Here is a 14,100-nt window from a genome sequence, read left to right on the forward strand (position 1 = left end):
TGCCGCCGGGGCATCGCCGGGGATTGTTAGCGCTAACAATGAGCCTGTCAAGGCCGGGCTCGCCTTAAGCAGGTCAGACCTTGCGACGGCCGGTGATCAGGCGCTGGAACAGGATGAAGACGAACAGCAGGCCGCCGACCACGATCCTGGTCCACCACGAGCTGAGCGTGCCCTGGAAGGTGATGACGGTCTGGATCAGGCCCAGCACGAGCACCCCCAGCGCGGTCCCGAGCAGGTATCCGGACCCTCCGGTCAGGAGCGTCCCGCCGATCACCACGGCCGCAATCGCGTCCAGCTCCAGGCCCACCGCGTGGAGCCCGTAGCCGGAGAGCATGTAGAAGGTCAGCAATACTCCCCCGAGCGCCGAGCAGAAGCCGCTGACGGCGTACACGGCCATCTTCGTCCGCCCGGCCGGGAGCCCCATCAGCCGGGCCGACTGCTCGCTGCCGCCCAGCGCGTACACGTTCCGGCCCAGCCGTGTGTAGTGCAGGACCGCGAACGCGATCACCAGCACACCTACCGCGATCAGAACACTCGGCGAGACGAACAGGTCGCCGGGCAGGGGGATCCGGGTCTGGGCGAAGGCCGTATAGGCCGGGTCGGTGAGGGAGATCGAGTCGATGCTGATCGTGTAGCAGAGGCCACGGGCCAGGAACATGCCGGCGAGCGTCACGATGAACGGTTGGATCTCGAAGGAGTGGATCACCCACCCCATCGCGAGCCCGGCGCCCGTTCCCACCGCCAGGACCAGCGGGATCACCAGCAACGGCGGCCAGCCGTGCCGTTCCACCAGCCAGGCGGAGATCACCGTCGACAGTGCGACCATCGCGCCGACCGACAGGTCGATCCCTCCGGTCAGCACCACGAAGGTCATCCCGACGGCGACCACCAGCAGGAAGGCGTTGTCGATGAGCAGGTTGAGCAGCACCTGCCCGGAGAAGAATCCGTCGTACTGGACGGATCCGGCACCGAACATCGATATCAGCAGGGCCGATGTGACCAGCAGCGGGATGTACGGGCGGCCACGCGCTGCCGTGATCGCGCTCATGCCCCCACCTCCGTGTTCTCTGTCGTCAGCGGACGCGGCGTCGGGCCGCGCCCGGTCCGGGCCCGTCGGCGCGCGGCCTTGGCCCGGAAGGCGGGTGACTGGATCAGGCAGACCGCGATCACCACGAAGGCTTTGAAGACCAAGGTGGTCTCCGGCGGGATGCCGATGGTGTAGACGGTGGTGGACAGGGTCTGGATGAGCAGCGCACCGATCACCGTGCCGCCGAGCGAGAACCGCCCGCCGGTCAGCGCGGTGCCGCCGACCACCACGGCGAGGATGGCGTCCAGCTCGATCCAGAGCCCGGCGTTGTTGCCGTCCGCACTGGAGACGTTCGAGCTGATCATGAGCCCGGCGACCGCGGCGCACAGCGCGCTGAAGACGTACACCAGGCATATGAGGCCCATCGCCCGGATGCCGACCAGGCGACTGGCGACCGGGTTGCCGCCGACCGACTCCAGCAGCAGCCCGAGCGCCGTACGCCGGGTCAGCAGCGACGTCAGCAGCACCACCACGACCGCGAGCAGGATCGCGAACGGCATGGTGAGCCAGTAACCCCCGCCGATCAGCTTGTAGGGCTCGCTGGTGACGGTGACGATCTGGCCGTCCGTCACCAGCTGGGCGACACCGCGTCCGGCCACCATCAGGATGAGGGTGGCGATGATCGGCTGGACACCGACCCCCGCCACCAGTACGCCGTTGATCAGCCCCAGGACGAGGGCCACCGCCAGGGCGATGGCGACGGCGCCGAACACCGTGCCCGGGCTTGCCGGGTCGGCCGCGCCGCTGATGTGCAGGCAGGCCAGCGCGCCCGCGATGGCGACGGTGGAGCCGACCGAGAGGTCGATGCCGCTGGTCGCGATGACCAGCGTCATGCCCAGCGCCACCAGGATCAGCGGGGCGCCGAAGTGGAGGATGTCGATCAGGCTCCCGTACAGGTGCCCGTCCTTGACCCGGATCGCGAAGAAGTCCGGAGTGAACAGCACGTTGGCCAGCAACAGGGCCGCGAGCACGGTGGCGGGCCAGAAGAGGCGGTGCTTGGTCATGACCGGGCTCCGCTCGCGATCGTCGCCATGATGCGCTCGGGAGTGAGCGATCCGTCGTTCGGCAGCTCGGCGACCAGCCGGCGGTCCCGCAGCACGCCCACCCGGTGGCTGAGCCGCAGAACTTCCTCCAGCTCGGCCGAGATGAACAGCACCGACATGCCGTCCCGGGCCAGCGCGGCCACCAACTTCTGGATTTCGGCCTTGGCGCCGATGTCGATGCCCCGGGTCGGCTCGTCGAGGATCAACAGCTTGGGGTCGGTGATCAGCCAGCGAGCCAGCAGTACCTTCTGCTGGTTGCCGCCGCTGAGATGGCGCACCAGCGCCTCGGGGTTGTCCGGGCGGATGTCCAGTGACCGGATCCAGCGCAGCGCGATCTCGTCCTGCTTGGAGCGGGAGAGCGGACGCGTCCAGCCGCGGGCCGCCTGCAAGGCCAGGATGATGTTCTCGCGTACCGTCAACTCCGCCACCAGACCCTCGTTCTTGCGGTCCTCCGAGCAGAAGGCGATCCCGTACGAGATCGCGGCGCGCGGCGTGCGCAGCGCGACGGTGGCGTCCTCGATCCGCACCGAGCCCTGGGAACTGCGGTCGGCACCGAACAGCAGGCGGGCCGCTTCCGTACGCCCTGACCCCAACAGTCCTGCAAGTCCCACGACTTCACCGGGCCGGATGGTGAGGTCGTACGGCTCGATCGCGCCGGTGCGACCCAGGCCGTCGGCGCGCAGGAACGGAGTGGTCCTGGCTTCGGCGGCGGGCTCGTGACGACTGGTGCCCGACAGCTCCTCCAGGCTCCTCAGTTCGCCGCCGATCATGCGGGCGACCAGTTCGACCTGGCTCAACCCGCTGATCGGGTACTCGCCCTCCAGCTTGCCGTTGCGCAGGATGGTCATCCGGTCGCAGATCTCGTAGATCTGGTCCAGGAAGTGCGAGACGAACAGGATCGCCACGCCCTGATCGCGCAACCGGCGTATCACCGCGAACAGTTGCCGCACCTCGTCGCGGTCCAGGCTGGAGGTCGGCTCGTCCAGGATCAGCACCTTGGCCGAGACGTCCACCGCCCGGACGATCGCGATCAGTTGCTGGACCGCGATCGAGTAACTGCCCAGTGGGGCGGTGACGTCGATGTCCAGGCCGAGGTCGGCGACCAGCTCTGCGGCGCGGCGACGGAGGGCCGACCAGTGGATGAGTCCGAGGCGGCGCGGTTCACGGCCGATGAAGATGTTCTCCGCGACCGACAGGTTCAGGCAGAGGTTGACCTCCTGGTACACCGTGCTGATCCCGGCCTGCTGCGCCTGTAGCGGGCCGGTGATGTGCAAGGGCCGGCCGCTCAGTACGACCTCGCCGCCGTCCGAGGCGTAGACGCCGGTGAGCACCTTGATCAGCGTGGACTTGCCGGCGCCGTTCTCACCCATCAGGGCGTGCACCTCGCCGGGAAAGAGCCGGAAGTCGACCCCGTCCAGCGCCACCACGCCCGGGAACTCCTTGCGGATCCCGTGTACTTCCAGGACCGGGTGCTGTGCACGGTGCGCAGGCATCCGCCCCCTCCTCTCGTGGTCGCGACCGGGGCCGGCCGGGTCGGATCCGGGCAGCCCCTGGTCACCGGGCCGGTCAGTACTGGCGGGTCGGAAGGGCGGCCGCGGCCTGGTCCTGGGTGAAGACGCCCTCTTCGGTCTTGATCCGGCGCGGCACCTGTTCGCCGGCCTTGACCTTCTTGATCAGGTCCATCAGCTGGTCGCCCAGGAGGGGGTTGCACTCGACGAGGACGTTGATCTTGCCCTGGCTCATCGCGGTGAAGGCGTCCTTGACACCGTCGACCGAGATGATCTTGATGTCGGTGCCGGGCTTCTTGCCGGCTTCCTCGATGGCCTGGATGGCGCCGAGTGCCATGTCGTCGTTGTGCGCGTAGAGCACGTCGATCTTCGGCTGGGACTTCAGGAAGGCCTGCATGACCTCCTTGCCCTTGGCGCGTGTGAAGTCACCGGTCTGGGAGGCCGTGATCTTGAGCTTGGGGTCCGTCTTGATGACGTCGGCGAAGCCCGATTTGCGGTCGTTGGCCGGGGCGGAGCCGGTGGTGCCCTGCAGCTCCACGATGTTCACCGGGTCGCTCTTGCCCTGGTACTCCTTCACCAGCCAGTTGCCGGCCTTCTTGCCCTCCTCGACGAAGTCCGAACCGAGGAAGGTGGCATAGAGCGACTCATCCTTGGAGTCCACCGCGCGGTCCGTCAGGACGACCGGGATGTGGGCGGCCTTGGCCTCCTTGAGCACGGTGTCCCAGCCCGATTCGACCACCGGCGAGAAGGCGATGACGTCCACCTTCTGCTGGATGAACGAGCGGATGGCCTTGATCTGGTTCTCCTGCTTCTGCTGGGCGTCGGAGAACTTCAGCGTGATCCCGGCCTTCTTGGCCGCGTCCTGGACGGACTTGGTGTTGGCCGTGCGCCACCCGCTCTCCGCGCCGACCTGGGAGAAGCCCACGGTGAGCGGCCTTCCGGAGTCCTTGCCGCCGGCCGAGCCGCCGCCGGAACCGCAAGCGGACAGAACGGCGACCATCGTGCCGGCGACCAGGGCCGCCGCAGCTCTCTTGGACATCTGGGATTCCTCTCGAGTGGGGAGGCCGCTCTCGGCGCGGACGGATCGACCGCGGGCAGATGGACCAGGCGGGCCGGCCGGCGCGGGAGGCGGTGGGAACACCGTCGGGGGCGATGGGCGCCCGGTGCGGCGTTGGTGCAGGCGGCGGTGCGGTCCGCGCCGTCCATGTGAACAGGATGTAGCGGTGCCGTTTCGCTTGAGTGAGATTGTTAACGCTCACAATTCCATGGACAAGGGGACCGCCATGCCGTTACCCAATCTTGACCAGGCCGTCCGCGGGCGGCCTAACGCGCCACCGGGCCGGCGCTGCGCCGCAGCACCATCTCCGGCGAGATCAGCACGTGGCTGCGGGCGTGGCCGACGCCGGTCAGCTCCTCCACCAGCAGCTCAAGAGCGCGGCGACCCAGCTCACCGAAGTCCTGACGCACGGTGGTCAGCGGTGGGGCGAAGTATGCGGCTTCGGGAATGTCATCGAACCCGACCACGCTGATGTCCCCCGGAATCGCCCGTCCCGCCTCATGGAACGCGCGGAGCAGGCCGAGGGCCATGTGGTCGTTGGCGCAGAAGACCGCCGTGACCAGAGGATCCTCGGCGATCCGTAGTCCGGCCTCGTACCCGGACCTCGCGCTCCAGTCGCCGCTCTGTACCGGTGGCACCTCGGCGCCGCCGGCCTCGAGGGCCTTGCGCCAGCCGTCCTGTCGGGTCTTGGTCTCCAGCCAGCCGGGGGGGCCGGCGACGTGGTGGACCGTGGCATGCCCGAGGTCGAGCAGGTGTCGGGTGGCTGCCAGTGCCCCCGACTCGTTGTCGACGGCCACCATCGGCACTCGGGACTGGCTGCCCGATCCGACCGCGACCACCGGCACCGCGCTGGACAGCTTCGCCACCGCGCTCACCGCCGAGATCTGCGGCGCGATGACGACGATGCCCTCCACGCCCTGGTCGCGGAGCCGGTCCACCGCCTCCTGTACGGAGCGGCTGTCCAGGGAACGCAGGCTGGCGACGCTGACGAAGTACCCCGCACTGCGCGCGGCCTGCTCGATCCCGTCCAGCATCGAGGCGGGCCCGTAGAGTGCGCTGCCGAAACTGACCACCCCCAGGGTCTGGGAGCGGCGGGTGACCAGCGCGCGGGCTGCCGAGTTGGGACGGTAGTCCAGCTCCCGGATGGCGGCGAGCACCCGGTCCCGGGTGTCGGGCCGGACGTGCGGTGCACCGTTCAGCACCCGGGACACGGTCTGGTGGGACACGCCGGCGACCCGCGCCACATCCGCCATCACGGGCTGGCGGGACTCCGGCTCGGTGCTTGCAGTTCCCACTCGAGGCCCCCTCATCGGTCGTACCAGTATGGTTCACAGCCGCCCAGTGCCTACGAGTGACGGCGCTCGGCGGTTGGACCGCTGTCGGGATCCGGTCGATGGCGCAGGGCTTCGCAGACCTTACGACTGTCTCACGAGTGCTCACGAGAGTGTATTTGTTCGCGATCACATGGCCTGTCGCAGCCTGCGGTCCGGCCCCCGGGGCGGCCCCGGCACGCCCACTCCAGCCCCCAGGGTAGTCATGCGATGGCATTGGGTGATTGCCGTCGTGTTTCAAGGGAACCTCCTGGGGTGCGGAGTGTGACAGGGCGACCGAACGTGCCTGGGCGGGGTCTCGGTCGAGCCATACGGGGGCCTGCAGTCCGCCCTGGAAGATGGGTCAACGGAGAGTGCCTGCGCAGCAACAGCCCGGCACGGCCGCGGGGGTCCTCTCGTCGAAGAGCTTGATCCACGTGCGAATGCGGCGAGGGCCGTCAAGCCCGCGTCGACGGCCGCAGGCGGCAGGAGCCGCCACAGCGGCGTGCCCGTGCCCACCCGATCGCCACACACACATCCGAAGCCTTCCTCTCCGGGCGCCAAGCGCCCCAAGCTCCGGCCGTCTCCGGCCCAGCCCTCGTGTTCACCGCGGCCTGGTCCCGATTGTTTCGGCGCGGGCCGCTGGAGCACCTGCTCAACGGCGCCACCACGCTGGCGAAGTCCCTCCGATGAGGTCTCAGCTCTTCGCCCAGCCTGCCGTCGGAAACCGCCGCGCACGAGGCGGGCTGCTGAACGGACGCGACAGCCTCCCCCCTCCCCGATCTGACGCTGGAACGACGCGGTCTCAGTGGCCCGTACCGGACTTCGGCGGGCGGCAACCTTTTCCGGAGCGGCGGCAACTGACGGGCACACCAGAAGGCGATCACACCCGCGGGTCGCCCGATCTCCCGCCGCATGCCGCCGCGCACCGCTGACCTGAGCGGTTGTACGGGGCAGGGCCGAAGCAAGGAGTAGCCCCCATGAACGAGACGGATCCCACGGCGGACGGCCGCAGCCGGCGCAAGGCCGCGACTGGTGCTGAGCGGCGTACGCGCGGGCGCCACCGCCGGCGCGGGATATCGATCGGCCTGATGCTGGGCGTGCCTGGAGTCCTCGGCCCCTACCTGCTGTTCGTGCAGGCCGATTCGAACGCCGCGACGGTGGATGCCGACGCCTACTACACGCTGACCTCTGTCCGCAGCGACAAGGTGCTCGACGTGCCGGGGGCGGACACCTCGGACGGCGTCTGGATACGGCAGGCGAGCCGCGTGGCAGGTGCCGCGAGTCAGCAGTGGCGGTTGAGGCAGGCGGGGGACGGCTACTACGAGGTGGAGAACCGCAGCAGCCACAAGGTCCTCGGAGTGCGCGGCGCTTCCAAGGAGTCCGCGGCGGCCGTCGAGCAGCAGACCGACCACGGCTTTGCCACGCAGCAGTGGAAGATGCAGGACGTGGGCGATGGGGCGGTGAAGTTCGTCTCCCGGAGCAACGGCATGGTGCTGGACGTGTGGGGCGGCTCCACCGGCGAGGGGGCGCCGCTCATCCAGTACGCCGACCGGGGCAGCACCAACCAGCAGTGGAAGCTGGTGACGGTGGCCGGCTCGGGCAGGTACACCTGGCACAACGCGCAGATCGTCGGTGGCGGGTTCGTCACCGGGCTGGTCTTCAACCCCGCCCGCAAGGACCTGCTGTACGCCCGGACCGACATCGGCGGTGCCTACCGCTGGGACGCGACCGCCGCCCAATGGACCTCGTTGACCGACTGGATCGGTGGATCCGACTGGAACCTGCTCGGGATCGAGAGCCTGGCGACCGACCCCGTCGACCCGAACCGCCTGTACCTCGCGAGCGGCACCTACACCAATGACTGGGCGGGCAACGGCGCTATCCTCCGCTCCACCGACCAGGGCAAGACGTTCCAGCGCACCGACCTGCCGTTCAAACTGGGCGGCAACGAGGACGGCCGGTCCATGGGCGAGCGGCTGGTGGTGGACCCCGCCAACCACGGCACGCTCTACCTGGGCACCCGCAAGAACGGGCTCTGGCGCAGCACCGACTACGGCGTGACCTGGAGCCAGGTCGCCGCCTTCCCCGTCAAGGACGGTGCGAGCAGCGGCGTCGGCCTGTCCTTCGTGACCTTCGGCCCGGCCGGCAGCCGGACGATCTACGTCGGGGTGGCCGACAAGACCACCTCGCTGTACCGCTCCACCGACGGCGGCAGCAGCTGGCAGGCCGTGGCCGGCCAGCCCACGGGGCAGCTGCCGCAGCACGGTGTGCTGTCCGGTGACGGCTCGCTGTATCTGACGTACACCAATGCCCCGGGCCCCAACGGTGTGACGGCCGGTTCCGTGTGGAAGTACACGCCGTCCACCGGGGCCTGGAAGAACATTTCACCGTCCAGCGGTGGTTACGGCTTCGCCGGGCTGGCTGTCGATCCGCAGCGCCCGTCCACGGTGATGGTCACCACGCTGGACCGCTGGTGGCCCTCGGACGAGGTGTACCGGTCGACCGACGGCGGCGCCTCCTGGAAGGCGCTCGGCGCGACCTCGGTGCGGGACAACTCCGCTGCGCCGTACGTGGGCACGGGCATCGGGCACTGGATGGGCGCGCTGGCCATCAACCCCTTCGACTCCGGGCACGTGCTGTACGGCACCGGGTCGGGGATATGGGGCAGCCACGACGTGACCGCGGCGGACAAGGGGGGTGCCACGCACTGGACGGTCCCGGCCAAGGGGCTGGAGGAGACCGCGGTCCTCGGGCTGATCAAGCCCCCGGGCCTCCCGCTGATCAGTGCGCTCGGCGATGTCAGCGGATTCCGGCACGAGGACCTGACCAAGGTACCCGCCAAAGCACTCTCCGGACCGCTGTTCTCCAACACCACCGGCATCGACTTCGCGCAGGCGAAGCCGGGGTTCGTGGTCCGGGTCGGTCTCGGTGGCGAGCAGCACGGCGCCTATTCGACCGACGGCGGGGCCGGCTGGACGCCGTTCGCCGGGGAACCCGTGCGCGGAGCGGGCGGCGGGGCCGTGGCGGTCTCGGCGGACGGCGCCGCCGTCGTCTGGACGCCCGCGGGCCAGAGGCCGTTCCACTCGACGAACCGCGGTGCGACCTGGACGGCCGCCTCCGGTCTGCCCGCGGACTCGGCCGTGGTGGCCGACCGTTCGTCGGCGAACACGTTCTACGCCCTCAAGGGCGGCACCCTGTACGCCAGCGCCGATGGCGGCAAGAGCTTCACCGCCCGGGCCACCGGCCTGGGTGACGGACAGCTCAAGGCGGCCCCGGGCGTCGCCGGTGACCTGTGGATCACAGGCGGAGGCAACGGACTCCTGCACTCCACCAATGGCGGGGCGAGCTTCAACAAGCTCGCCGGGGTGCAGCAGGCGCACGGTGTCGGCTTCGGCAAGCCCGCCCCGGGCGCCACCTACCAGGCTCTCTACCTCAGCGGGACGCTGAAGGGCGTCACCGGGGTGTTCCGCTCCATCGACGGCGGTTCGACCTGGGTCCGGATCAACGACGACCAGCACCAGTTCGGCGGGAGCGTCATCTCCGTCATCATCGGCGACCCGGACGTGTACGGCCGGGTCTACCTGGGCGGCTACGGCCGTGGCGTGGTGTACGGCGAGGTGTCCTGATCGCCCCGGTCTCGGCGACATCGGCACCGGACCGGACCGGATCGGATCGGATTGGATCGGACCGGATTGGACCGGAGCGGCAACCTTTTCGCCTTCGGCGGCCACTGATAAGTGCGACGTCGACTCGATCTACCGAACGGATGGGCATGAGGACAACGAAACACGGTGCGCCGCGGCCGCGGCGCAGACGCGGGGCGGCCGTCGGCATTCCGTTGGCGGTGACGGCAGTCGGTGCGCTGGCCTGCCTGGCCCTCACGCTCCTCCCCGGGAGCCGGTCCGGTGCCGGGCTTCCCACCGGCGCATCCGTAGCGGCTGCCCCAACGAACGCACCGTCCAGTTCCGGGTGGCCGGCAGCAGAGGCCGGCGCCGCGACCGCATCGACGGAGCCGACGGTCACGAGCCCGCCCCCGCCGTCAGCCGCCGGTGTCCCGACGCCCTCGGCCTCCAGCCCGGCACGCACGCAGTCGCCGGCCTCTTCGGCGGGACGGATCAAGCCCTCGGTCAGCTACCAGGGAGTCGCGACTTCCTATGCCGCGGGTGACGGCAATGGTGCCTGCCTGTACGGACCGTCCGGTGATCTCATGATCGCGGCGATGAACCACACCGACTACGAGTCGGCCAAAGCGTGCGGGGCGTACGTGCGGGTCCGCGCCGCCAACGGGAACTCCATCACGGTGCGGATCGTCAACGAGTGCCCCCTGCCCTGCGCACCGGGGCAACTCGACCTCAGCCAACAGGCCTTCGCCAAGCTCGCGGACCCCTCACTCGGCCGGATCCCGATCACCTGGACGCTGCTGAGCCCCGCCGCGCCCGGCACGCTCTCCATCCGGTACAAGACCGGGTCCAGCCGTTCTTGGTGCGGCGTCCAGGTGATCGGGCATCGGAACCCGGTGGCGGTGCTCGAACTCCGGACCGCCAGCGGCTGGCGGAAACTGCCCCGCACCGACTACAACTACTTCCTCTCCGCCGGCGGCAGCGGATGCGGCGGAGCGATCAGGGTCACCGACCTCTACGGAGAACAACTGACCGTCGAGGGGATCGCACTGAAACCGGACGTCGCGCAACAGACCCGCGTCCAGTTCGCCCGGCATTGACCGTGCCGTCCACCCACCGTCACGGCTCTGCCCCCGCGGTCGGCCACTGTCCGGCCGCGGTGACGGGCACTGTTACGCTCGAGCCGATTGTTAACGCGCACATAGCAGGGAGAGGGCGACCGGGGGAGATGCTCCTTCATGACGCGTCCGCGGAGTTTCACGACTTCTTCGAACGCCACTACGCCGAACTGGCCCGTCTCGCCCATCTCCTGACCGGCGAGACGGACGCGGCCGACGACCTCGCCGCGGATGCCCTGGTCGCCCTGTGGCAGCGCTGGGACCGGCTTCGCAAGGCTGACCACCCGCTCGCCTACGCTCGCGGCGTGGTCGCCCACATGGCGCGGGAACGGATCCGCAGTGCGGTGCGCGAGCGGCGCCGGATCGCGCTGTTCTGGTCCCGCAGTCCGGAGCAGGTGGCGGGGCCGGACGTGGCGGCCGTGCTGGACGTACGTACGGCGCTCGCCCGGCTGCCGTTCCGGAAGCGGTCGTGCGTGGTGCTGCGCCACGCCTTCGACCTCTCGGAGAAGGACACCGCGGCGGCGCTGGGCATATCGGTCGGTACGGTCAAGAGCCAGACCTCGAAGGGAATGGCCGAGTTGGAACGGATACTTGGCACACGAGCGGTCGGCGACCTGGTGGCGGGGAGGAGGAACCGGTGAACGAGGACATCACCCGTCGGCTGCGCGACGCCGCCGAGGCCCACCAGCCCGATCGCGCCCGGATGCTGGCCCGCGTGGAACGCGGGGCGGCCGACGGCACCGTCCGTCACCGGACACCGTCCATCGCGAGATCCTGGCCCAAGGTCACCCTCGCAGTCCTCGCCATCACCGTCACCCTGGCCACGGGTGGTCTCGCGGTCGCGGGCATCGTCCGCACTCCGCCACCGTCGGACAGCGCCACCACCCCCGCGACCCCGTCCCCGACGTCTCCTTCCCGTCCGACGCCCTCTGCTCCCACCACCCCCGCCGCCCCGGCCCCGACTCCGACCACCACCACGGCCCCGGTCGGCCCGCGTCCCACTCCGCTGCCCAGCAGCCGGGTTCAGAACGGGCCCCTGTCGTCGGACGGCTCGGTGGATCCGCACAGCACCGTCTACTGGGCCCAGAGCAACCTCACTCTCAAGACCACACAGCCGCTCACCTCGCTCACCGTGGAACTGCGCATCGCCCAAACCGGCGGCGTGCAGAACACCGGCAACTGGCGCACCCTGCCGAGTGAAGACTTCATCGTCACCGTTCAGGAGGCCGGCGGAGCGCTGGTCTACCGCTGGGTCCTCAGACCGGGCCGTACCGTGCCGACCGGGCAGCATGAATTCGCCGGCCAGTACAACCACGCCACCGGCGTGCGCAACGCCAAGGACGACGGCTACCGCGTCGACACGCAGACCCCGGGCGGCTCCGTCGCGGTCTGGGGAAGGTTCACCCCGGCACGGTGAGGACCGGCCGGGTTCCGGCCGAGAGTCAGGGGCGTCGCGGGCGCAAGCCGATCGCCTCCTCCAGGAGCCCTCTCGGCGCGATCCAAGACGGCGGCTTGCGGACACACCCGGAGCCGCACCAGCTGACGCCCTTCGCGGCGAGCGTCCGGCCGCGGTTGAAGGAGGTGGGAATGGAACTCATGAATGCGGACCACGCGGGGCTGGTCGTCGCGGCGCAGGCCGGTGACGATCGGGCGCGCGAGGAGCTGATCGCCGCGTACCTGCCGCTGCTCTACAACATCGTCGGGCGAGCGCTGAACGGACATGCCGACGTCGACGACGTCGTCCAGGAAACCCTGCTGCGCGTGGTGCGGGACCTGCCTGCCCTGCGTGCCCCGGAGAGCTTCCGGTCCTGGCTGGTCTCGATCACGCTCCGCCAGATCGGTAACCACCGGCACCGGCAACGCGCCTTCGCCGGCCGGAGCACGGTCATCGACGAGGCACACCAGATACCGGACGCCGGCGCCGAACCCGGGGACATGACGATTCTGCGTCTGCATGTGTCGGACGAGCGCCGTCAGGTTGTCGAAGCCGGCCGGTGGCTCGACCCGGACCATCGGGTGCTGCTGTCGCTGTGGTGGCAGGAAGGCGCCGGCTTGCTGAGCCGTGACGACATCGCCGCCGCGACGGGGCTCACGGTCGCCCACGTCGGAGTGCGCCTGCAACGCATGCGCGAGCAGCTGGAACTGAGCCGGACGATCGTTGCCGCGTTGGAGGCCGACCCGCGCTGTCCGCAGTTGGACGAGGCCATCATCGGCTGGGACGGGCTGCGTACATCGGTGTGGCGCAAGCGGATCGCGCGGCACACCCGCGGATGCCCGGTCTGCGGGGCGACGACGACAGAACGGGTTCCGGTCGAGCGACTGCTCCTCGGTCTCGCACCCCTGGCGGTCCCGGCCGGGCTCGTCGCCGCCCTGGCCGCCAAGGGCCTGCTGTCGGGTACGGCCGCGAGCGCCGCCGGGCTGGCCACGGCACCCGTCGCCGTCGGCACGGCGACGGGCGGAGGCAGTCTGCACAGCCTGCTGATCGGCAAACTCCACGCGGTGACCGCTCATCCGCTGGTGGCCCTCGCCGCCGGCGCGGTCCTCGTCACCGGGACCGCCACCTACGTGACCTGGCCCGAACCGGCGCATCGGGTGCCCGGCGTCATCGCCGCTCCCACGGCCGGCCATCCCACGCCGATCCCGTCGAGCACCATCACGCCGGCCGGACCGTCCCCGGTGAGTCCGCCGGCCGTCGCGGGCACTGTTCCGCTGGGCGCACAGTCGCTGGAGTCCGTGGACGAGCCCGCCCTGTACCTCACGTATGCCGGGGACTTCGCGACGCTCGGCCGAGCCTCGGCGTCCAGCAGCGCGCAGACGCGGCAGCGGGTCACCTTCACGGTCGTCGGGGGGCTGGCCGACACTCGGTGCGTCACCTTCCTCGCCGCGGACGGCCGCTATCTGCGCCATCGTGACCTGCGGCTACGGCTGAGCACCAACGACGGCAGCGGACTGTTCCGTGAGGACGCCACCTTCTGTCCGACCCCCGGGGCGGTCGCCGGGTCGGTGACCTTGCACGCGCACAACTATCCCGGTTCCGTCCTCCGCCACCGCGACGGCGGCATCTGGCTCGATGGCTCCGACGGCACTCGGGCCTTCGCCGACCAGGCTTCCTTCGTCATGCGAAGGCCCTGGGCTTGAGAACCGCTCCTTGAGCATGTGGACCGAGTCGCGCAGTGACAGCTGGTGATCTGGGCAATCCTCCGCGCGGCGCCACTTTTCTGTTACGAGGACGTGCGTTCGGAAGCCTCCCTTGTGTGGGGTGCTCTTCCCGCCGCTCACCTTGACGGGCCGGCGTGGCAGGTCCCCCGACCTTTCCCGTTGACGTATCCCCTGAAGAGAGCAGCTCCCATGACG

The 14,100-nt window shown here is 69.8% G+C and carries 10 protein-coding genes; 5 read left to right on the top strand and 5 right to left on the bottom strand.

Translation table 11 applies throughout. The features are described from left to right. Nucleotides 1–73 precede the first annotated feature (73 nt). From yjfF to BX286_RS32000, 5 genes are all read right to left on the bottom strand, one after another. Complete coding sequence (gene yjfF / locus BX286_RS31980) at nt 74–1,048, bottom strand: galactofuranose ABC transporter, permease protein YjfF (protein ID WP_121017162.1); 975 nt, start codon at nt 1,046–1,048, stop codon at nt 74–76. Next, complete coding sequence (locus tag BX286_RS31985; protein ID WP_121017164.1) at nt 1,045–2,091, bottom strand: ABC transporter permease; 1,047 nt, start codon at nt 2,089–2,091, stop codon at nt 1,045–1,047. The genes yjfF and BX286_RS31985 overlap by 4 nt, the downstream gene beginning before the upstream one ends. Continuing rightward, the gene (locus BX286_RS31990) at nt 2,088–3,623 is read right to left on the bottom strand and encodes a sugar ABC transporter ATP-binding protein (protein WP_121017166.1); all 1,536 of its coding nucleotides are present in this window, start codon (nt 3,621–3,623) and stop codon (nt 2,088–2,090) included. Before BX286_RS31990 ends, BX286_RS31985 begins: the two co-directional genes overlap by 4 nt. Before the next feature lie 73 nt (nt 3,624–3,696). Next, entirely contained in the window at nt 3,697–4,677 is a 981-nt protein-coding gene (locus BX286_RS31995; protein ID WP_121017168.1) for an ABC transporter substrate-binding protein, read from the bottom strand. Nucleotides 4,678–4,961: 284 nt separating this feature from the next. Further along, nucleotides 4,962–6,005: a LacI family DNA-binding transcriptional regulator gene (locus tag BX286_RS32000; RefSeq protein ID WP_121017169.1), complete on the bottom strand. Its 1,044-nt coding sequence runs from the start codon at nt 6,003–6,005 to the stop codon at nt 4,962–4,964. Between the two features lie 980 nt (nt 6,006–6,985). On the opposite strand from BX286_RS32000, the gene BX286_RS32005 reads away from it, so the two are divergent. The 5 genes from BX286_RS32005 to BX286_RS32025 all read left to right on the top strand — a co-directional run bounded on the left by BX286_RS32005 (nt 6,986) and on the right by BX286_RS32025 (nt 13,884). Beyond that, nucleotides 6,986–9,634, top strand: a complete 2,649-nt coding sequence (locus BX286_RS32005) for an RICIN domain-containing protein (protein WP_121017171.1) — start codon at nt 6,986–6,988, stop codon at nt 9,632–9,634. A gap of 146 nt (nt 9,635–9,780) precedes the next feature. Continuing rightward, complete coding sequence (locus tag BX286_RS32010; protein ID WP_121017172.1) at nt 9,781–10,728, top strand: expansin EXLX1 family cellulose-binding protein; 948 nt, start codon at nt 9,781–9,783, stop codon at nt 10,726–10,728. A gap of 128 nt (nt 10,729–10,856) precedes the next feature. Continuing rightward, the gene (locus BX286_RS32015; RefSeq protein WP_121017174.1) at nt 10,857–11,387 is read left to right on the top strand and encodes a SigE family RNA polymerase sigma factor; all 531 of its coding nucleotides are present in this window, start codon (nt 10,857–10,859) and stop codon (nt 11,385–11,387) included. Continuing rightward, nucleotides 11,384–12,163 (top strand): hypothetical protein, encoded by a 780-nt coding sequence (locus tag BX286_RS32020; protein WP_121017176.1) that lies wholly within the window; start codon nt 11,384–11,386, stop codon nt 12,161–12,163. The genes BX286_RS32015 and BX286_RS32020 overlap by 4 nt, the downstream gene beginning before the upstream one ends. Before the next feature lie 179 nt (nt 12,164–12,342). Further along, entirely contained in the window at nt 12,343–13,884 is a 1,542-nt protein-coding gene (locus BX286_RS32025) for a sigma-70 family RNA polymerase sigma factor (protein ID WP_261993570.1), read from the top strand. The last annotated feature ends 216 nt before the right edge of the window (nt 13,885–14,100 follow it).

Origin of the sequence: Streptomyces sp. 3211.6 (genome assembly GCF_003634815.1) — a bacterium.
Taxonomy (GTDB): Bacteria; Actinomycetota; Actinomycetes; order Streptomycetales; family Streptomycetaceae; genus Streptomyces; species Streptomyces katrae_A.